Origin of the sequence: Xenorhabdus thuongxuanensis (assembly GCF_001908095.1) — a bacterium.
Lineage (GTDB): Bacteria > Pseudomonadota > Gammaproteobacteria > Enterobacterales > Enterobacteriaceae > Xenorhabdus > Xenorhabdus thuongxuanensis.
Window position 1 is genome coordinate 1 of record NZ_MKGR01000004.1, and the last position, 20,651, is coordinate 20,651.

The window sequence follows — 20,651 nt, forward strand, 5'->3', positions numbered from 1 at the left end:
AGCCATGATCAAACTCTTCAATTAAAGGTTTGATGCTCAAAGAATCGTCCTGTTAGTTCGTAATGAATTAACTGTCAGTCACTCTTCAAGACTTTAAATCATTTTGCCTTTCGGCTTGGATAAGTGTCTTGCGAGTGCCCACACAGATTGTCTGATTAACTTGTTAAAGAGCGTTGGCAACCGGATGTCTGTTCCGGGTTGCGAGGCTGCGTATCTTACGCTTTTCGCCGCCAGAGTCAAGCGATTATTTTCGCTTTTCTCTCACCGTCCTGCGCGGCCTGTTTCAGCGCTGCGTCGGTCAGTGGTGGCGCATTATAGGGGGTTTTACGGCACTGACAAGAGTTTTTTTTAATTTCTTTCCTGCTCGTGGTTTTTTTCAACAAAAACGGTAATTATGTGTGTTTTACGCACCAAAAATGATGATTTAAACAACAATCATTAAAGACAATATTCTTATACAATGCTCGTTGTTCAATTGATTACGGCAACTATCGATTAGCCTTAGAGGAAATAGTTGACTACTTAACAATCAACAAATGGTTTGAGTTCGATGTAGTAAGATATTATGTATTCACTAACTATCATTAAAAAATAAATGGGATATCTAATGGTCAAATCCGCACGCAGTACGTCGGGGTTGCCTTGGATTGCGGCGATAGCTTTTTTTATGCAGTCTTTAGATGCCACAATTCTTAACACTGCACTACCGGCGATTGCAAAAAGTCTTAATCACTCTCCGCTGGCAATGCAACCTGCCATTGTCAGCTATACCTTAACTGTAGCGATGTTAATTCCTGTAAGCGGTTGGCTTGCTGATAGGTTTGGCACTCGTACAGTATTCATTTATGCTGTTTCCTTCTTTTCTTTAGGCTCGCTTGCTTGTGCACTGTCACACAATCTCTCTTTCTTAGTTATATCCCGCGTTATTCAAGGCATAGGTGGAGCTATGATGATGCCTGTTGCTCGCCTGACTTTACTAAGAACATATCCACGTAGCGAATTACTACCTATTTTGAATTTTGTCACCATGCCAGGATTATTAGGTCCGATTTTGGGTCCAATGCTCGGCGGATTATTAGTGACTTATGCAACATGGCATTGGATCTTCATCATCAATATTCCCATTAGCTTATTAGGTATCATTTACGCCAAAAAGAATATGCCCAATTTAACTATGCCCAAATGCTCTTTCGATTTTCTGGGATTCATGCTGTTTAGTACGAGTTTGGTAATGATTTCGGTCAGCTTTGATTTATTTGGGGATCACTCATTTTCAGGCTATATTCCTCCCGCTTTATTTTCTGGCGGTATCATTATGCTATTGGGGTATATCTTCCATGCTAAAAGACACTCAAATCCCCTCATTAACCTCCAGTTGTTCCAAACACGTACATTTTCAATCGGCATTGCCAGTAATATTGCTACTCGGCTAAGCACTGGCTCGCTTTCATTTATTATTCCTTTGATGCTACAAGTGGGGTTTGGATTTTCAGCAATAATTGCTGGCATAATGATGGCACCGAATGCTATTGGCTCAATTTTAGCCAAATCTTTTGTGACCAATATATTGACCCGCTTTGGATATCGAAACACACTCATTTGGGTCACGATCATTATTGGTATAATGATTTCACAATTCTCGCTACAGACACCGGAACTCCCCATCGTATTTTTGATAATCCCTCTTTTTATATTGGGAATGGTAATGTCCACACAGTTCACAGCTATGAATACAATTACCTTGGCTGATCTCAATGATAACAATGCAAGTGCTGGTAACAGCCTGCTGGCAATCACTCAGCAGTTATCCATCAGTTTTGGAGTGACCGTCAGTGCGGCAGTCCTGAGATTTTATGAGTCAATGGAATATGGCTCAGCCATCAGCCACTTCCACTATACTTTGATTACGATGGGAGTGATTACCTTGATTTCCTCTACTGTTTTCCTATTACTGAACAAAGAAGACGGTAATAACTTAATTAAGAAGAAATAAATCAGTTAACGGCTAAGCTACAGAACTTCGTTCGATCAATTTAGGTGTCAACATCAGTTGTTTTGGTTCGCTTTCTGGATTGTCCATTCGATAAAGCAGGCTATCAATCGCCAATTTACCCAATTCATCTTTTGGTTGATGAATGGTTGTCAACGGAGGGATAAGGTAAGGCGCGATTGCAATATCGTCATATCCGATAATCGAGATATCATCCGGCACGGAAAGTCCCTGCTGATACAAAGCTTGATAAGCGCCAATCGCCACAGCGTCATTCCCCGCAAATAAAGCTTCCGGTGGTTCAGGTAATTGGAGAAGTTGCTTCATTGATGAGAATCCACCGGCAAATTCAAAATCACTGTAGATCTCATATCCCATGGGGATCTCCAGCCCAGCATCCTGCATTGCTTTTTGGTATCCAGCCAAGCGCTGACGAGCGGGTGTCTTATCACGTGGGCCAGTGATACAAGCAATTTTACGAAAACCTCGACCGATCAAGTAATTGGTAGCCATTTTTCCCCCTTGTAGGGAGTTATCCTTGATAATGTCATAGCAGGTATCAAACGGAGACCAATCCATGATTACCATCGGTACCAATGGGTAGCGACGAAGAGAGTCACTGGATAGCCTCTGGGTTTCAGAACACATGATTAACAAGCCATCAACGCGCTTTTGCAGCAAGGTTTCCATGCTGCTAATCATACGGGTAATGTTACCTTCGGTATTACACAAAATTAAACTGTATCCCCGTTCGTAACAACTCCTTTCTACACCTCTAACGACTTCGGAAAAAAAAGAGTTATCACTGGCCGTAACCAACATACCAATGGTTTTGGTTTGCTTGACTTTCAAGCTTCTTGCCAAAGCAGACGGCGCATAATTTAATTCCTCAATCGCTGCATTGACTTTCTTTTTCACGTTTTCACTGACATAACGATTGCCATTAATCACATGAGACACTGTTGATGTTGATACGCCCGCCAGACGAGCAACGTCCTTCATGGTAGCCACGGTTAATCCTGTTCAGACAGAAATGCATCAATTTCATTCCGCCACGGAACCGCAGGTTGCGCTCCCTGACGCGTAACTGCAATCGCAGCCGCAGCCTGTGCAAAGCGGATCGACGACAATATCTCTTTTCCTTCCAGCAATCCCGTTACCAAGGCGCCATTAAATGTATCCCCGGCAGCAATTGTGTCGATCGTTTTTACTTTAAACCCGGAAACAATTTTCCCTTCCTTATCTTTTTCGCTCAGCCATACACCTCGACTACCCAATGTAATAATGACCGTTTCTATCCCCTTATCATGTAAAGCCTGAGAGGCTCTGTCCGCCCCAACATCATCTTTTACAGCAATGCCAGTTAAATACTCTGCTTCGGTCTCATTCGGCGTGATAATATCTACCAGCGAAAGTAATCGATCCGAGATTTTCTGTGCGGGTGCTGGATTCAAGATCACTTTGGTATGATGTTTCTTAGCCGTTTCAGCAGCAAGTTGTACTGTTTCCAATGGAGTTTCAAGCTGCAATAACAATGCATCAGCTTCTTTGACAACTTGATCATGACGAAGGAAATAATCAGGGGTTAGCCTGCCATTCGCCCCTGCATTAATGCCAATAACATTTTCACCCTGCCGATTGACAAAAATCAGAGCAACACCCGTTGTTTCTCCTTCAATAACCTCAATTGAGGAGATATTGATATTATCTTTCACCAACTGTTGGCAAACACGTGTACCAAGGTCATCTTGGCCAACGCAAGCAATAAATGTAATGTCAGCACCACAACGACCAGCAGCAACTGCCTGGTTTGCTCCTTTTCCTCCAAAGGCAACCTTATACTGTTCTCCTCTCACTGTTTCCCCTGGTTGGGGAAAAGAATTGAGATTCAAGATGTGATCTACATTGATGCTACCCATCACCACCAGTTTTGCCATACTCATTACATTTATTCCTGTATAAAAATAATGCAGCCATAAAAACTAATGGCTGCATGAATAATGTTGATTATTTCTTAACAACTAATCCCAGTTCGACCGGAATGATGGCATCAACTTTTTCACCTTTTAACACTTTGTCCGCGGTCTGAACACCGATGATACCAATTTGATCTGGACGCTGTGCGATCGTTGCTCCCAATTTACCGCTCTGTACAGACTTAAGAGCATCGTCAGTGCCATCGAATCCAACAACCAACACATCTTCTTTACCGGCTGCCTGCAACGCTCGCAATGCCCCAAGAGCCATTTCATCATTTTGAGCGAAAACGGCCTGTACTGACGGATGAGCTGTCAGCAAGTTTTGCATGACATTCATCCCCTTTGTGCGATCATAATCAGCAGGCTGACTAGCCAACATATTGAATTTGTGCTTTTGGGCTGCCTGACCAAAACCTTCACCACGTTCACGCGCACCTGAAGTTCCTGGAATGCCTTCCAATTGAATGACTTTGACATCATTACCTAATTTCCCAGCGATAAAATCAGCTGCCATTTTGGCACCTAAACGGCTGTCGGAAGCAATATAGCTGATAACGTTGCCCTTATACGCTGAACGGTCAAGAGTAATAACCGGAATATTCGCCTTATTTGCCACGATCACTGCATTACCAACAGCATCTGAGTCGGTTGGGTTAATTAACAACAATTTTATGCCACGAACTGCCAAATCCTGTACATTGGCCAATTCTTTTGCTGGATTATCCTGAGAATCAAGTACAATTAAGTGATATCCCAGCTTATCAGCCTCTTTTTGTGCGCTATCTTTCATGGTGACAAAGAAAGGGTTATTCAAGGTTGAAATAACCAATGCAATGCTATCTCTCGCCAGTGCATTAGCACTTATAGTGACACTCAATGCCATGACGGAGAAAATAGTTGCCAGCTTCTTCATTTTCATATTATTTTTTCCTGTAGGGTAAGGTTATTTACTGCTTTTGTTATCAACCAAGACCGCCAGTAAAATAACAACTGCCTTGACGATCATCTGGTAGTTGGAAGAAATACCTAATAAATTCAAACCATTATTCAAAAAGCCTAAAATCAACGCACCAATCAACGTACCAACAATTCGCCCCTTGCCTCCTGCCAAACTGGTTCCACCCAGTACGACTGCTGCAATAGCATCCAGTTCATAACCACTTCCAGCCATCGGTTGAGCAGAAGATAATCGGGCAACTTCGATAATACTGGCCAGTGCAGCCAACAGACCACATAGGGAATAAACGATTATTTTTATTTTATCAACACCAATACCTGATAAACGTGTTGCAGATTCATTTCCGCCTAATGCGTAGATGTAACGACCAAGACGAGTGTGGTGAAGAATGAACCAAGCCGCGACAAACACCAGCGACATAATCCACACAGGCGCAGGCACTCCTAATGGACGCCCAATACCAAACCAACCAAACAGATCAGCATTGTCACTGAAACCGGTATTAATCGGACTCCCATCGGTATAAACCCGAGTCACTCCGCGCAACAATAACATCATCACCAGTGTTGCAATAAATGCCTGAACCTGACCTTTTGCAACAATCACACCTGTGCAGGCCCCAATTGCGGCCCCCAATGCCAAAGCCCCAGCAACAGCGACCAAGGCATTGATATCTGCTCCAACCATTGATGCCGCTACAGCACCAGTCAGGGCCAACAAAGAGCCAACTGATAGATCAATTCCTGATGCCAGAATAACCAACGTCATGCCTACCGCCATGATAGCGTTGACAGAAGTTTGCTGGAGGATGTTAAACAGGTTATTCAATGTGAAAAAATTGGGGCTAAGGGAAGAAACGATGGCAATCAAAAATAAGAGCGCAATAAGTGATTTCTGCTCCATCAACCATGTTTTCGTAAACCAACGTCGGGAGGCTGGCGCTATACTAGAATTCATATCCATTATCCTTGACCATTCTCTTTTAATTGCATCGTATTTTGTTTACCAACAGCAGCGGCCATCAACACTTCCTGAGAAATACCATTCACATTGAATTCCCCACTGATACGACCTTCATGCATAACCAGAATACGATCACTCATTCCCATCACTTCAGGCATTTCAGAAGAAACCAAAATAATGCTTAAGCCTTCTTTTTTAAACTGGTTGATAAGCTGATAGATTTCCCTTTTCGCCCCAACATCTACGCCTCGGGTTGGCTCATCAAGGATCAACACCTTTGGACGAGTCATCAATCCACGGGCAATCGCAACTTTCTGCTGATTACCACCAGAGAGCAGCCCCATCGTCTGTTCCATTGAGGGGGTTTTGATATTGAACAACTTAATGAAGTCAGCAACGGATTTTTGTTCTGCGGAGTGATTCAAGAAACAAGAATTTCGGCTGAAATAACGTAATGCTGTGAGGGACATATTCTCTTTGACCGACATTCCCAAGACTAACCCATCACGCTTGCGGTCTTCCGAAATATAGACAATGCCATTGGTCAGCCCTTCCTGCGGACTGTGGATCGTCAGCGGTTTTCCATCAAGCAAGATCTTGCCTTCAGTTTTTGGCAAAGCCCCGTAAATCACCTTCATTAATTCAGTACGGCCAGCGCCCATCAGACCGGAGATCCCCAGAATTTCTCCACTAAACAGGGAAAAACTGACATTGTTGATTCCCGATCCAGAAAGGTTTTCTACTTCCAACCGTTTTTCACCTCTCGGTAGATCCAAACGCGGGTATTGCTCCTCCAGCTTGCGCCCCACCATCATTTCGATCAATCGATCTTCATTCAGGGCATTGACAGGTTGTTCACCAATAAATTGCCCATCACGCAATACCGTCACATCATCACAAATTTTAAAAAGCTCTTTCAAACGATGGGAAATATAGACAATGCCACACCCTTGCGCTTTCAGTTCCCGTATGACATGAAACAAGGATTCCGTTTCGGTATCCGTCAAGGCATCTGTAGGTTCATCCATAATGATAACTTTGGATTGGAAACTCAGCACTTTGGCAATTTCTACCATTTGCTGCTCACCAATGGACAATTCAGAAACAAGCCGATGGCTGCTGTAACGGATATTGAGACGCCTCAGCAAGTTATCGGCTTCTTCATACATTTTTTTCCAATTGATGACGCCCAGTTTATTGACGAATTCACGACCCAAAAAAACGTTTTCAGCAATCGTTAGTTGGGGGATGAGGTTTAATTCTTGATGAATAATGCCAATACCCGATTCCAGAGAGGATTTGGGACCAGAGAAAGCCACATCCTTCCCAAGATAGCGGATCGTGCCAGCATCTTTTGTATAAATGCCGGTCAAGACTTTCATCATTGTAGACTTACCGGCACCATTTTCGCCGACTAACGCCATTACTTTCCCGGGATAAACCCGCAGTGCAGCTCCTGACAATGCTTTTACTCCAGGAAAAGCCTTATCAATTCCCTTTAACTCCAGTAATGGCTTCATAATAACCTCAGAAAGTGACACTTTTCTCTTTCAGAATGCTATGACTGACATATTTTAATCGCTATTGCATTTCCCTGTTGTATTTCGAAAACAGCAATACGCTTGGTGATTTGTTCATGTATACCGATTGTGTTCAATAATTTCAGCGGCCAAAATGGCCGCTTCAACTTGTACTTCCTGAACAACAACATCAAAGACAGATAACAGATCGGGTGTTCCCTGGGTTAGCGCTAAATCAATTCTTTGGGTAGATAATGGGATAGTTTTCATTTTTATAAGCCTCTTAGCGAAACGTTTCGCTAAAAGGCCATCATATAAAGCTAACTATCAAAGACAACATGATTGATACGAAAATGTGATCATCATTGAAACGTTTAAGAAGATGATAATTAGAAGAAAAAAATAACTTATTGAATAAATTAAGCTGAATCGATTTTTTAAAACACACCATTAAAACTTAATAAATTATCACCAAAACCTTTGCATAGGGTGAATTTTATCTATAAATAAAGGAAGGTAACTATTCAAACCTTGGTGTAAATACTATGCGATTGGTCGAGAAAATATCCCTATTAGGTCAGTATTTAGAAAGCGGACTATATGAAAGACGGCAAGCCATTCGCCTGTGCCTGCTGGCCGCTTTATGTGGAGAGAGTGTTTTTCTTCTTGGACCACCAGGAATAGCTAAAAGCCTTATCGCACGTCGGCTCAAGTTTGCATTTCAAAATGCCCACGCTTTTGAGTACCTGATGACCCGTTTTTCCACCCCAGAAGAGATCTTCGGCCCCCTTTCCATTCAAGCACTCAAAGATGAAGGACGTTACCAGCGCCTTACCGAAGGTTATTTACCCGAAGCCGAAATCGTTTTCTTGGATGAAATTTGGAAAGCAGGGCCCGCCATTTTGAATACGTTACTCACCGCGATCAATGAAAAGAAATTCAGAAATGGCAACCAAGAAGAACAGCTACCGATGCGTTTACTGGTTACAGCATCCAATGAACTCCCTGATAGTGATAGCAGTCTGGAAGCACTTTACGATCGTATGTTGATCCGACTCTGGCTAGACAAGATTCAGGAAAAGAAAAATTTTCGAGCCTTACTGACTGACCGAAACAATGAAAATGGCAATCCCGTGCCTACCCATATTCAAATCACCGATGATGAATTTCAGCAATGGCAAAGCAAGATCAATCATGTATCCCTGCCAAATCATATCTTCGAACTGATTTATCAATTACGCCAACAAGTAAATGCGACTGAGAGTACGGCTGATGTCTCAGATCGCCGTTGGAAAAAATCCATCCGTTTACTGCAAGCCTGTGTCTTTTTCAGTGGCAGAAGTGAGATATCTCCATTAGATATCGTGCTATTAAAAGATTGCCTATGGCACGATTTGGATAGCTTAAAACTCTTGTCCCAATTTTTACATGTCTTATTGACAGAACAGGCTTATCTGCAACATTCCCTCATGCAAAAAATGGAGAAGTTATACCAGCAATGGGTACAGTTCAACCAAGACGAAAATAACCATCATCCCCTGCAATTAGTCGCCAAATCCTCTCTGTTTGGCCGCAGGGCTTTCTATTCACTGCCTGAAAATATTACAGATGAAAAACTGGTCCTGTTTTTACATCCTTCATTACACATACATAATATTGAAGTCAATTTCATTGAATTAGATAAAAAATCACTGGAAAATGCCCTAAAAAATAATACAGGAGAACTCTCAGCCTGTTTAAATGGCATTGGTTTTCCTCAAACTATCACGGCCGAAATCAATGAAAAGAACCAGCTTACAGTGCTGGATATTAGCCGTAATAGCGCTGTCCTCTGCCTATCTGGTCCCACAAAGAACACTAATACAGAATGGCGTGAAAATCTGGCATCTATCAGCGATGAAATTCAACAACAACGTCATCTGTTTAATCAACATCAACCCTGTTTATTTATCGAAGAACACTGGCTTGCCAGCATAGAGCAGAGTTTCCTACAATTAACCGAAAAACTGAAACAATTGAAATCAAAAATGGGGAAGTAATATCGTGTGGGTCTTCTGCAAGGGAGCGACAAATATCATCTCCCTTGGGATAAAGTCATGCATCAAGCAAGCGCAAACAGTTCTCTAAGCGCTTGCGTATCCAGATTGCCTATCCATTGCTCTCCACTACCTACCACCATATCCGCTAGCTCACGCTTGCGCTGGATCATTTCGTTAATGCGTTCTTCAAAGGTGGCACTGGTAATAAAACGGTGCACCTGCACATTACGCCGTTGACCAATGCGATACGCACGGTCAGTGGCCTGCGCCTCCACTGCGGGATTCCACCATAAATCGAAGTGAATCACGTTTGAGGCGGCAGTTAGGTTAAGACCCGTGCCTCCGGCCTTGAGGGATAACAGAAACACTCGCTCAGTGCGGTCGGTCTGAAATTTCTCCACCATTTCGTCACGTTTGGAGCGGGATAGGCCGCCATGCAAGAACATCGGGGACTGCCCGTAGCGCTGCCGCAACCAGTGGGCCAGTAATTCCCCCATTTCACGGAACTGAGTGAAAATGAGTGTCTTCTCGTGTCTGGCATGTATATCGTCGAGCAGATCGAACAAACGTCCGAGTTTGCCGGAAGTCATGGCATCGCTGGCAGGTTGTTTCAGGTACAGATCGGGATGGTTGCAGATCTGCTTTAGCGCCAGAATCATTTGTAATACCAAGCCCTGGCGTTTGAACTGATCTTCTTCGGCTTCAAGGGTCAGCAGACCTTCACGCACCACCGATTCGTACAGTGCGGTTTGCGTTGCCGTCAAAGTGCAGTATTGATCACACTCAACCTTGTCGGGCAAGTCGCTGATCACGTTGTGATCGGACTTAAGGCGACGCAAGAGAAAGGGAGCCGTGATGCGTTGAAAGCGTTCCGCTACCTGCCGATCGCGGTTGATTTGGATCGGCGTAGTGTAATCTTTCTCGAAACGTTTAAGTGTGCCCAGATAACCGCGATTAACGAAATCCATTAAGCTCCAGTACTCAGACAGGCGGTTTTCAACGGGAGTACCACTCATGGCGATATAGCCAGCAGCAGGAATGGATTTGATCGCTTTGGTTTGCGCGGACGACGGGTTCTTGATGTTTTGCGCTTCATCTACCACCAGCACCCGCCAGGACATAACTTTGAGCGTGGTTACCGCACTACGAACAATACCATAGGTAGTCAGCAAGACGTCCGGCCGTTCGCAGGCCAATTCACGTTTGCTGCCATGAAATACGTCAATGCTGATCGTTGGCGCAAAGCGAGCTATTTCCCTCTGCCAATTGGTCAGCAAACTGGTGGGAACCACTATCAGTGCCTTAGACTGTTCTAAGGCGCCGTCCTGCTTGAGCTTGAGCAGAGTAGCGATTACTTGCAGCGTTTTTCCAAGCCCCATATCATCAGCAATAACGCTGCCAAACCCTACCTGTAAATTGCGCAACATCCAAGCGTAGCCGCGTTGTTGATATGGGCGCAAAGTAGCGTTGAGGTTGCACGGTAAAGGCACTTCACCCGACTCCCTCAACTCAGTCAGCAGTTGTAGCGTGTTGTCGTCGAGTTTTACCGGTGTACCACCATATTCGCCAGCCAATGCAGTGCGCAGCAGTTCAGTGCCCGACAATTTAGAGGGGCGGTCCAATTGTGCTTGCAAACTCGCAATTTCTTCCGGATCGAGGTAAACATATTCTCCTTTGAAACGCACTATGCCCGTTGCACCTTGAACCAATTGCTCGAACTCGGTATGAGTCAGATAATGTTCACCCAGCGCTATCCGCCAATCGAAAGTCAGGATTTCATCGACCCTCAATTGATTGCTTCCCAGCCCCTGTGCCCGACTGGATACATTCATCGACAACCGAGGGCGTAACAATCGCTCCAACAATTTGGGTAGCAAAGTACGAATGCCGAGCAGTTGAATAACAGGCAGTGTGTTGAATAATAGCTCAGGAAGTTGTTCAGCCGTCAGTACAATAGGAGAACGTGCTCCCTGTCTCAAATAGTCATTAAGGGGCGGGAAAAATTCAGCCAGCAGAACGACCGTCTGCAAGATGCCGAAACGCGTCTGACTCCATTCTTGCTCAGTCAGCACGCTGTGCAACGGAACTGGTGGTGTCAAAAGGGCTGATTTGGGCTGAATAGCCAACCCCACTTCGAAATCGCCGAACGCCCCCTCATCCAAACTCAGCACAAGAGAATAGTCCCGTTCGGCCAGATGATAGCGAGCAAACCAAGTCTGTAAAGCAGGGCCAATAGCACTTTCCTCCGGACCATCAAAACTTTTTGGTTCACCACTGAATAACAGGGACAAGATTTTATTGTCGCGCGGTTTTTCCCATACATAATCCGACTCCATTCGCAGGTAATAACCGAGAAATACCGCACATAGCGCGCAGGCCTGCATTATCGGTGAAATAGTCTGGTTCCGACTCAACACGGCCAATTGCGACGGCAAGCCTCTTGCCAGAAGCTCCATCTGTTCAGCAACCCGGTTATCAAGCATGGCCGGTAACCAACGCACTCCCAGAACGTCTGGTGCCACAGAAAACACCTGTGGCACCACCGCTCCGTGAGCCAACAGATGCAAAGATATCATGCGCAGGTGGAACAGTGCGGCCACCTCTGGTTGCCTGTCCGGTAAGTCTGCTGGTGTGAGTTGTGCCAGCGCAGTATCCAGTTCTTCAATAGAATACAGGCCATTGACACCGCTGATGATGGCATCGCCCTCCCGACTCAGTGTGATACGAGGGCAGTGGGAAGCTAACAAAGTGACTGTAGGCATATCCATCAGAATCTTGCCATCCAACACCTTGCGGGCAAACTTAGCCACCCGCGTCAGTACTCTCTGCATCACCTTGCGCAGATCGCCGTCAGGGAAAAAAACAGTCTGTGTTGGCAGTACCGACAATAGTGGCTCAGACAGCGATGGCAAATCAGCATAAGCCAACATTTCCAGCGCCATCGGATCCGGCAGGTTAGCCTCTGCCGACGCCTCATCTTCCATTAACAGAGCCGACAAACGCGGCACACTGACCACCACCTCGTGCTCAATATTAATCCCTCGTGCTTTTAGCTGCTGAATCAGATCCACACCACGCAGGGAGAACACCAGAAAAGGATTGCTGTCGATTTGACGACTGATCAAGTAAATCGTTGCCGCCAAGTGCTTACAAGGCACTGCCCAGTCGGGACAAGAACATCTCATTGTTAAATCTTTCCACTGGGATGGAAAGATGGCAATACCCAAGCGGTTAGCCTGCTCTAATACTGAAGGATCCAATTCTCGATTGAGCAGACGGGCGATCACACTAGGATCATCCACCAACGCGTCAAGCAATCGATCGACGTATTTCTGGATCAGTGAGGGGACTTGAATTAAAACCTGATAAGGTAATGGACGAGAACCTAGAACCTTAGCCTGCAAAGTGCCTCCCTTCAATGTCAGATTCTTGACCGCACCTTTATTAGCATAAGTCCGCCCACGCGGCAATCGGTTGTCATAATCTATATTAGTGAGAGCGTTCAGCCACTGTTTACCCCACCAAGAATTGCCATAACTCATGTTATTTACCAAAGAAGACAGAAAATATAGACTGAATTTTACGAGAGTTAGTGACAAAGCACATGACTATTTCTGCAACATTGGCACATGCTCCACAATGGGAAACTGAGATCAAAAATGGGATTATTTCATGTTAACACTGACCACACTCGATCTCTTGCTCTCTGTCAATGAAGGGGAGCTGATCGAAGAGATTATCTTGATACTGCTGAGTGCCCCTCAGTTAGTTATTTTCTTTGAAAAACATCCAAGATTTAAACAAGCATTGATGCAAGATCTTCCTGCATGGCAGCAAATATTGCGGCAAAGAATAAATGAGACCCTGATCCCCGCCCTATTGGCCGAAGAATTTCAGTTATACCAATACATGCAGACAATTAACACGACAGAGTTCTATCAACAGTTACCTAACATCGTAGAGAAACTCCAACAACTCGAATCTCCCTTTGCCAAAGAAGCCGGTATACTATCCAAAGCATTCTCTGAATACACCTCTTCAGGACAAATGTTGTTTATCCAACGCTGGCACCTCAGCTTGATCCTACAAGCGACGACATTTAACAAGACACTATTAGAACAAGAAAAAGAGCAACTCCTTGCAGAGATCCAGAAACGATTAACACTCAGTGGCACCCTTGATCCCTTATTTGATCACAATGATCATGCGGCAGGCCGATTATGGGATATGAGTAAAGGACAACTTCACCTGACCACGAAAAATATACAACTCTTTACTCTCTATGCTGACTTTCTTAAGCAGCAACCTGAGCTGGAAAAACTGACACAATTACTCGGCCGCAGTCAAACAGCGAAATCAATTCCTAAAGAAAGCCCAATTCTGGAACCATTCACCCGATTCGAAAGAATGCCAGATACTATACCTGAGCAAATTAGCGGAATTAGGCAAAGCGACGATATCTTAAGGTTATTACCCACCGAGATGGCTATGCTGGGTATTGAAGAGTTGGAATACGAATTTTATCGGCGTCTGGTGGAGAAAAAATTACTGTCCTATCGCTTACAAGGAAACAACTGGCAAACAAAAACCACGCTCAAGCCCGTCACTCATCATCATCACAATAAAAAACAGCCTCGAGGTCCATTTATTGTTTGTGTTGATACTTCAGGCTCAATGGGTGGGTTTAATGAGCGGTGTGCAAAAGCATTCTGTCTGGCTTTGATGCGTATTGCACTAGCGGATAATCGTCACTGCCATATTATGTTGTTCTCGACACAACTTATCCATTATGACTTAACATCACCGGATGGGCTAACTCAAGCAATGCATTTTCTGGGGCAAACATTTAGGGGAGGAACCGATCTGGCATCTTGTTTAGATGCAACCGTTAAAAAAATGAAAGAAAATACTTGGGAAGATGCTGATGCTGTTGTTATTTCAGATTTCATTGCCCAACGATTGCCGGGCTCCCTAATCCATCAGATAAAAAATCTGCAACAGCATCAACAACACCGCTTCCATGCGGTCTCCCTTTCCCACTATGGAAAACCCGGTATTATGCAGATATTCGACCATATCTGGCGTTTTGATACCGGGCTTACAAGCCGTTTACGAAGAAGGTGGCGAAATTAAAACTTAGAGTACACCTTCAACTGATTCAACAATCTCAGGTGACCAGACACCGCACTGAACCTGACCGATATGAGCCATTTGCAGCAGCAACATCACCAAACGGGATTGACCAATACCACCACCGATAGATTGTGGCATATCACCTTTGATCAACGCCTGGTGCCAATCATATTGCAGGCGATCCTCATCACCAGTCAGTGAAAGCTGACGTTTCAGAGCCTCTGCATCAACACGGATACCCATTGAAGAAATTTCAAAAGCATCCTGTAAAACAGGGTTCCAGACAATAATGTCACCGTTCAGGCCAAAGAAACCATCACAGTTCGGTGTAGTCCAATCGTCATAATCCGGCGCACGTACATCATGAGCCTGATCATCAGACAACTTACCACCAATGCCCATAAGGAAAATGGCACCAAACTCTTTAGCAGCCTCACACTCACGACCTTTAGCATCCAGATCAGGGTAACGTTTCAGAAGCTCTTCACTATGGATAAAGTGAATTTGATCTGGCAGGAACGGTGCCAGACCAAATTCCTTACTTACCGCTTGTTGTGTTTCTTTTATTGCTTCGTAGATTTTACCTACTGTCTGTTTTAAATAGTCGAGTGAACGCTGACCTTCACCCATCACTTTCTCCCAATCCCACTGATCAACAAAGACAGAATGGATAGGCGTCAAGCGATCTTCATCAGGACGCAGAGCTTTCATGTGAGTATACAATCCTTGTTCAGATTGAAAACCAAAGCGACCTAATGTTTTACGTTTCCATTTCGCCAGAGAATGAACCACTTCAAAGGTATCGTCCGGCAAAGTTTTCACTTTCACCTGAACCGCTTTTTCGTGGCCAGATAAGTTATCCTGAGTACCATCACCAAGACGGCTCAAGATAGGACCTTGAACTTCGATTAAGCCAAGTTTTTTCTCTAACAGACGGGAAAAGTATGATTTAACAAAACTAATCTGCTGTTGTTTTTCAATAAAGGAAGTTTTCATGATGCAGCTCTCAAAATTTTTAGTGGCCCTGTGTCCTGTTGATATAGATTAAGCAACAAAATGAGGTACAAATTCAATATCTGATAATAAAAATATTGCATAAGATTTATAAATGATAATTTTTACACTATAAAAATGAATATTATTCAAAAACAGGGGTTAAAAATGGCAGAAATTTATCAGATCGATAATTTAGACCGTGACATACTTCACGCTTTAATGGAGAACGCACGTACACCTTACGCTGAATTAGCCAAAAAATTCGCAGTAAGCCCGGGAACCATTCATGTCCGCGTGGAAAAAATGAAGCAATCAGGGATCATTACGGGGACTAGGGTGGATATCAGCGCCAAACAACTAGGGTTCGATGTATGCTGCTTTATCGGCATCATATTGAAAAGCGCCAAAGACTATCCAGCAGCATTGAAGAAACTCGATATGCTTGATGAGGTCGTTGAAGTTTATTACACCACAGGGCACTACAGCATTTTCATTAAAGTCATGTGCCGATCCATCGAAGCTCTTCAGGATGTACTTATCAACAAGATCCAGACGATTGACGAAATCCAGTCAACAGAAACATTGATATCCCTGCAAAACCCGATAATGAGGACAATAAAACCTTAAAACGAAAAATCAGTTAACCACATTATCCACAGGTAGATCCCAATAGATTCACTGCGTACAATAGTTGTTCTTTAATTTAGCAAGGATCATGATGAATACAATAACCTTAATCAGCGGCAGCACAATGGGTAGCGCTGAATATGTCGCAGAACATATAGCTGAGATCTTAGAAAATAACGGCTTTTCAACAGAGATGCTTCATGGTCCCTCATTAGAAGATCTTCCACTTGAAGGATTATGGCTTGTAGTTACGTCAACACATGGGGCTGGAGACTTACCTGATAATCTCCAGCCTCTGGCAGATGAGATCACACAACAGCAACCGGATCTCAGTAATATCACATTTGGTGCAATCGGTATCGGCAGTTCCGAATATGACACATTCTGTGGCGCGATAAGATCACTGGAAGGCTTATTGGAAGATCACGGAGCAAAACGGATCGGCGATCGATTGGAAATCGACATTCTGCAACATGAAATTCCCGAAGATCCGGCCGAAGAATGGGTCAAAGAGTGGGCAAAGTTACTCTGATCCGATTAAAAACATAACGATCATCTGTGGATAACTTATCTGAAAAGCAGGGGTTAACCCGTAGTTATCCATTTAACAACTGAGTTCAAATCGAGTGGCTGTGAATAACTTAGCTTTTAGATCCCAGCTTATACTGAGTTGGATCACGGATCATTCACAGCAAATGATCCGTTACAGCGTTATGATCTTTATATGGAAAATCCACTTATCCACAGATGATCGTGATCCTAATAAAAGATCCAATAAAGAGATCTTTAAATAAAAAGATCTTCTTTTAAGTAATGATGATCTCTCACCTCTTGGTCTGAGGTCCAAACTTGAGTAGAATTCTCTCCCTAATGCATATGAAGCATTCTCACTATTGAAGGTTCGCACATGTTTTATCCAGAGCACTTTGACGTCATCATTATCGGCGGGGGTCATGCCGGTACCGAAGCGGCGATGGCCTCCGCGCGTATGGGGCGTCAAACCTTACTACTGACTCACAATATCGATACTTTGGGCCAGATGTCATGTAATCCAGCCATTGGTGGGATCGGTAAAGGGCATCTGGTAAAAGAGATCGATGCACTTGGTGGCCTAATGGCAAAAGCCACGGATCAAGCCGGTATTCAGTTTAGAACACTCAATGCCAGCAAAGGCCCGGCTGTTCGAGCAACACGAGCACAAGCGGATCGAGTACTTTACCGACAAGCTGTAAGAACAGCACTGGAAAATCAACCTAACTTAATGATCTTCCAGCAACCCGTTGAAGATCTCATAGTTGAAAACGACACTGTTACAGGTGTTGTTACACGTATGGGATTGAAATTCAAAGCTAAATCTTTGGTTCTGACTGTAGGGACTTTCCTTGATGGAAAAATTCACATCGGATTGGAAAATTACAGTGGAGGACGAGCAGGTGATCCTCCTGCGATCTCATTGTCTCACCGTTTACGTGAACTGCCTCTGCGTGTAGCTCGCCTGAAAACAGGTACACCACCTCGCATTGACGCACGAACCATTGATTTTAGCCAGCTTGAACAACAACTGGGCGATAACCCAACACCCGTATTTTCATTCATGGGTAATGTCGATCAACACCCACGGCAGATCCCGTGCTACATCACACATACCAATGAAAAAACCCATGAAGTGATCCGCAATAACTTGGATCGCAGTCCAATGTATGCGGGGATCATCGAAGGGATCGGCCCTCGTTACTGTCCTTCCATCGAAGATAAAGTTATGCGTTTTGCGGATCGCAACGCTCACCAGATCTTTCTGGAACCAGAAGGATTGACCAGTAACGAAATCTATCCAAACGGTATTTCGACTAGTTTGCCATTTGATGTTCAGATGCAAATTGTTCACTCCATGAAAGGCATGGAGAATGCCCGTATTATTCGCCCTGGTTATGCGATCGAATACGACTTTTTCGATCCACGTGATTTAAAACAAACACTGGAAAGTAAATTTATTCACGGTTTGTTCTTTGCTGGTCAGATCAATGGCACCACTGGGTATGAAGAAGCGGCTGCGCAAGGATTATTGGCTGGTCTCAATGCTGCACGTTATGCCAATGGTGAAGAAGGTTGGTTCCCACGCCGTGATCAGGCTTATATTGGCGTCTTGGTCGATGATCTATGCACACTCGGCACTAAAGAGCCTTACCGCATGTTCACCTCCCGCGCTGAATATCGTTTGATGCTACGTGAAGACAATGCGGATCTTCGACTGACTGAACAAGGCCGCAAACTTGGCTTGGTTGATGATCTCCGTTGGGAACATTACTGCCGCAAATTTGAAATGATCGAACAGGAACGCCAGCGCCTGCGCAATATCTGGGTACATCCTCACTCTGATAGCTTAGAGGATATCAACCAGATGTTGAAAACACCGCTGTCAAAAGAAGCCAACGGTGAAGATTTGCTGCGCCGCCCTGAGATGAATTATGAATTGTTGACATCGTTACCACGTTTCTCTCCTGGGCTGACTGAACCTCAAGCTGCGGATCAAGTTGAAATTCAAGTGAAATATGAAGGCTATATCGCCCGTCAGCAAGAAGAGATCGAAAAACAGTTACGTAATGAAAATACCGCATTGCCTGTTGATTTGGATTATCAACAAGTGAGCGGACTTTCCAACGAAGTTATTGCAAAACTGAATGACCATAAACCAAGTTCAATTGGCCAGGCTTCACGTATTTCAGGTATCACTCCAGCAGCAATTTCTATTTTGCTGGTATGGCTGAAAAAACAAGGTTTATTGCGTCGTAGCGCCTAAGGAGACAGATTTTGCTTAACAAATTGGAATCACTGCTGGCGAAAACTGACATTAAGTTATCACTGCCACAAAAACAGCAGCTCGTTGCCTATGTTGACATGCTGAATAAGTGGAACAAGACTTATAACCTGACATCTGTCCGTGATCCGGAACAGATGCTGGTTCGGCATATTATGGATAGCATCGTTGTTAATCCATTCCTGCATGGAACGCGTTTTATTGATGTCGGAACAGGGCCTGGCTTGCCAGGAATCCCACTGGCAATTGTACGCCCAGATTCTCATTTTACTTTATTGGATAGTCTGGGAAAACGCGTTCGCTTTTTGCGTCAGGTTCAACATGAATTAGGTTTGAACAACATTGAGCCTGTACAGAGCCGGGTTGAAGAATTTATTCCTGAACCTCTTTTTGATGGGGTGATTAGCCGTGCATTTGCTTCATTGCAAGACATGCTGTCATGGTGCAACCATCTTCCTAAACCACTTGAAGGGCGTTTTTATGCTTTGAAAGGTGTACTGCCGGAAGATGAATTGGCTGAATTGCCAACGGGGATTGTGCTCGATACCGTCGTTCCTCTCCAAGTCACAGAGTTAGATGAGCAGCGTCATTTGGTAATACTTAAGTCAAACTAATTTTGCTATTTGTCAATAAAAATTTAAATAATTAGTGACGTCAACTACATTTAAAATGTAACTGACGTTACTCATTATTCTCTTCCATGGATTCAACTTTATTTACTGATGATTCACAGAAAACCAACGTTATTTTTATATTGGTAGAATTTCTCTTTTCAAAGATTGCTATCGATTCTCTTTATAAATAAATTTTAGAGAAAGTGAGAAAATAATCATTTAACCTTTTTTATCGATATATCAGATAAAACTTCATAGGTATAATATTAATAGTTTGATTTTCTATAAAAAAATAAAAGATTTTTATCACATATTTAATGATAAATATAATTAATGATTTTTGTTTAATGTGATGTATATCACGTTTAATTCTGAGGTCATACCATTACTCATTGCAGAATATTAAATGGTATTTGTGAGCGATATAGCACCAAAGTTAGAAATTTAAATAATTATTCACTTTTTCGCTACTTATGGATTGAATTCATTTTGGCTGCCCGTATAATTTGCACGTTTTTGTCACTTGACACTCTTAAGCAAAGCCAGTTTTATACAACATTCAGCAAAGCCTGATATGTGATGGTGTACCACAGGGAGAAAACAAAAGTCATGTCTGTATCCCTTTACAGCGGTAGAATGGCACTGAAACTGTTATTTTTGCAGTTAATGACTTTTGTTATTCTCAGTGTAGCTTTTTGTACCAAAAGTATAGAGTGGGGCGCTTCTGCTTTTGCTGGTGGGCTAGCATGTTGGCTACCAAATGCCATTTTTATGCTACTTAGCCGCTTCCAAAAGGTAAAAGAAGAAGGAGTTCCAGTACGGATTGCATGGTTTTTCGCGATTAGCGAAGGGGTAAAGGTTATCATTACGATAATCGTGCTGATAGTCGCTTTAGGGGTGTTCAAGGCGGCATTTGCACCACTTGGTGTGGCCTATTTAGCGGTGCTGATTGTGCAGATCATCGCACCTGCCGTAATGAACGGTTAGCGTTTTTAACAACAAAAGGGTAAAAAGCAT

Annotated in this window: 16 protein-coding genes; 8 read left to right on the top strand and 8 right to left on the bottom strand. The window is 43.7% G+C overall.

Annotation, left to right across the window (positions count from 1 at the left end):
- Positions 1-607: 607 nt before the first annotated feature.
- Entirely contained in the window at positions 608-1,993 is a 1,386-nt protein-coding gene (gene mdtD, locus Xentx_RS03785; RefSeq protein WP_074018953.1) for a multidrug transporter subunit MdtD, read from the top strand.
- A gap of 12 nt (positions 1,994-2,005) precedes the next feature.
- On the opposite strand, the gene rbsR is transcribed toward mdtD, so the two are convergent.
- The 6 genes from rbsR to Xentx_RS03815 form a co-directional block, all read right to left on the bottom strand.
- A complete protein-coding gene (gene rbsR, locus Xentx_RS03790; protein ID WP_074018954.1) occupies positions 2,006-3,001 on the bottom strand; it encodes a ribose operon transcriptional repressor RbsR in 996 nt (331 codons plus the stop codon).
- Positions 3,002-3,003: 2 nt separating this feature from the next.
- Entirely contained in the window at positions 3,004-3,933 is a 930-nt protein-coding gene (rbsK, locus tag Xentx_RS03795) for a ribokinase (protein ID WP_074018955.1), read from the bottom strand.
- 64 nt (positions 3,934-3,997) lie between these two features.
- The gene (rbsB, locus tag Xentx_RS03800) at positions 3,998-4,888 is read right to left on the bottom strand and encodes a ribose ABC transporter substrate-binding protein RbsB (RefSeq protein WP_074018956.1); all 891 of its coding nucleotides are present in this window, start codon (positions 4,886-4,888) and stop codon (positions 3,998-4,000) included.
- 24 nt (positions 4,889-4,912) lie between these two features.
- Complete coding sequence (rbsC, locus tag Xentx_RS03805) at positions 4,913-5,884, bottom strand: ribose ABC transporter permease (RefSeq protein ID WP_074019111.1); 972 nt, start codon at positions 5,882-5,884, stop codon at positions 4,913-4,915.
- Positions 5,885-5,889: 5 nt separating this feature from the next.
- The gene (gene rbsA, locus Xentx_RS03810) at positions 5,890-7,410 is read right to left on the bottom strand and encodes a ribose ABC transporter ATP-binding protein RbsA (protein WP_074018957.1); all 1,521 of its coding nucleotides are present in this window, start codon (positions 7,408-7,410) and stop codon (positions 5,890-5,892) included.
- A gap of 114 nt (positions 7,411-7,524) precedes the next feature.
- The gene (locus Xentx_RS03815; RefSeq protein WP_083600868.1) at positions 7,525-7,680 is read right to left on the bottom strand and encodes an RbsD/FucU domain-containing protein; all 156 of its coding nucleotides are present in this window, start codon (positions 7,678-7,680) and stop codon (positions 7,525-7,527) included.
- Between the two features lie 275 nt (positions 7,681-7,955).
- On the opposite strand from Xentx_RS03815, the gene ravA reads away from it, so the two are divergent.
- Positions 7,956-9,449, top strand: coding sequence for an ATPase RavA (gene ravA / locus Xentx_RS03820; RefSeq protein WP_074018958.1), 1,494 nt, complete (start codon positions 7,956-7,958; stop codon positions 9,447-9,449).
- Positions 9,450-9,511: 62 nt separating this feature from the next.
- Here the strand turns inward: ravA and Xentx_RS03825 are convergent, their stop codons facing one another.
- The gene (locus Xentx_RS03825) at positions 9,512-12,991 is read right to left on the bottom strand and encodes a DEAD/DEAH box helicase (RefSeq protein ID WP_074018959.1); all 3,480 of its coding nucleotides are present in this window, start codon (positions 12,989-12,991) and stop codon (positions 9,512-9,514) included.
- 130 nt (positions 12,992-13,121) lie between these two features.
- Here Xentx_RS03825 and viaA point away from each other — a divergent pair, with 130 nt between their 5' ends.
- A complete protein-coding gene (viaA, locus tag Xentx_RS03830; protein ID WP_074018960.1) occupies positions 13,122-14,582 on the top strand; it encodes an ATPase RavA stimulator ViaA in 1,461 nt (486 codons plus the stop codon).
- Positions 14,583-14,585: 3 nt separating this feature from the next.
- Here viaA and asnA read toward each other — a convergent pair whose 3' ends face one another.
- The gene (asnA, locus tag Xentx_RS03835; protein WP_074018961.1) at positions 14,586-15,578 is read right to left on the bottom strand and encodes an aspartate--ammonia ligase; all 993 of its coding nucleotides are present in this window, start codon (positions 15,576-15,578) and stop codon (positions 14,586-14,588) included.
- Positions 15,579-15,743: 165 nt separating this feature from the next.
- Here asnA and asnC point away from each other — a divergent pair, with 165 nt between their 5' ends.
- From asnC to atpI, 5 genes are all read left to right on the top strand, one after another.
- Entirely contained in the window at positions 15,744-16,205 is a 462-nt protein-coding gene (asnC, locus tag Xentx_RS03840) for a transcriptional regulator AsnC (protein ID WP_074018962.1), read from the top strand.
- Between the two features lie 91 nt (positions 16,206-16,296).
- Complete coding sequence (gene mioC, locus Xentx_RS03845) at positions 16,297-16,737, top strand: FMN-binding protein MioC (protein ID WP_074018963.1); 441 nt, start codon at positions 16,297-16,299, stop codon at positions 16,735-16,737.
- A 375-nt stretch (positions 16,738-17,112) separates the two neighbouring features.
- Entirely contained in the window at positions 17,113-19,002 is a 1,890-nt protein-coding gene (gene mnmG / locus Xentx_RS03850; RefSeq protein WP_074018964.1) for a tRNA uridine-5-carboxymethylaminomethyl(34) synthesis enzyme MnmG, read from the top strand.
- Between the two features lie 11 nt (positions 19,003-19,013).
- Positions 19,014-19,634, top strand: a complete 621-nt coding sequence (rsmG, locus tag Xentx_RS03855; RefSeq protein WP_074018965.1) for a 16S rRNA (guanine(527)-N(7))-methyltransferase RsmG — start codon at positions 19,014-19,016, stop codon at positions 19,632-19,634.
- 609 nt (positions 19,635-20,243) lie between these two features.
- The gene (gene atpI / locus Xentx_RS03860; RefSeq protein WP_074018966.1) at positions 20,244-20,621 is read left to right on the top strand and encodes a F0F1 ATP synthase subunit I; all 378 of its coding nucleotides are present in this window, start codon (positions 20,244-20,246) and stop codon (positions 20,619-20,621) included.
- The last annotated feature ends 30 nt before the right edge of the window (positions 20,622-20,651 follow it).

Excerpts from the sequence above, each read along its gene's own strand:
- mdtD (WP_074018953.1), top strand. The coding sequence starts at position 608 with ATGGTCAAATCCGCACGCAGTACGTCGGGGTTGCCTTGGATTGCGGCG.
- rbsK (WP_074018955.1), bottom strand. The coding sequence starts at position 3,933 with ATGAGTATGGCAAAACTGGTGGTGATGGGTAGCATCAATGTAGATCAC.
- rbsB (WP_074018956.1), bottom strand. The coding sequence starts at position 4,888 with ATGAAAATGAAGAAGCTGGCAACTATTTTCTCCGTCATGGCATTGAGT.
- rbsC (WP_074019111.1), bottom strand. The coding sequence starts at position 5,884 with ATGAATTCTAGTATAGCGCCAGCCTCCCGACGTTGGTTTACGAAAACA.
- rbsA (WP_074018957.1), bottom strand. The coding sequence starts at position 7,410 with ATGAAGCCATTACTGGAGTTAAAGGGAATTGATAAGGCTTTTCCTGGA.
- Xentx_RS03815 (WP_083600868.1), bottom strand. The coding sequence starts at position 7,680 with ATGAAAACTATCCCATTATCTACCCAAAGAATTGATTTAGCGCTAACC.
- ravA (WP_074018958.1), top strand. The coding sequence starts at position 7,956 with ATGCGATTGGTCGAGAAAATATCCCTATTAGGTCAGTATTTAGAAAGC.
- Xentx_RS03825 (WP_074018959.1), bottom strand. The coding sequence starts at position 12,991 with ATGAGTTATGGCAATTCTTGGTGGGGTAAACAGTGGCTGAACGCTCTC.
- viaA (WP_074018960.1), top strand. The coding sequence starts at position 13,122 with ATGTTAACACTGACCACACTCGATCTCTTGCTCTCTGTCAATGAAGGG.
- asnA (WP_074018961.1), bottom strand. The coding sequence starts at position 15,578 with ATGAAAACTTCCTTTATTGAAAAACAACAGCAGATTAGTTTTGTTAAA.
- asnC (WP_074018962.1), top strand. The coding sequence starts at position 15,744 with ATGGCAGAAATTTATCAGATCGATAATTTAGACCGTGACATACTTCAC.
- mioC (WP_074018963.1), top strand. The coding sequence starts at position 16,297 with ATGAATACAATAACCTTAATCAGCGGCAGCACAATGGGTAGCGCTGAA.
- mnmG (WP_074018964.1), top strand. The coding sequence starts at position 17,113 with ATGTTTTATCCAGAGCACTTTGACGTCATCATTATCGGCGGGGGTCAT.
- atpI (WP_074018966.1), top strand. The coding sequence starts at position 20,244 with ATGTCTGTATCCCTTTACAGCGGTAGAATGGCACTGAAACTGTTATTT.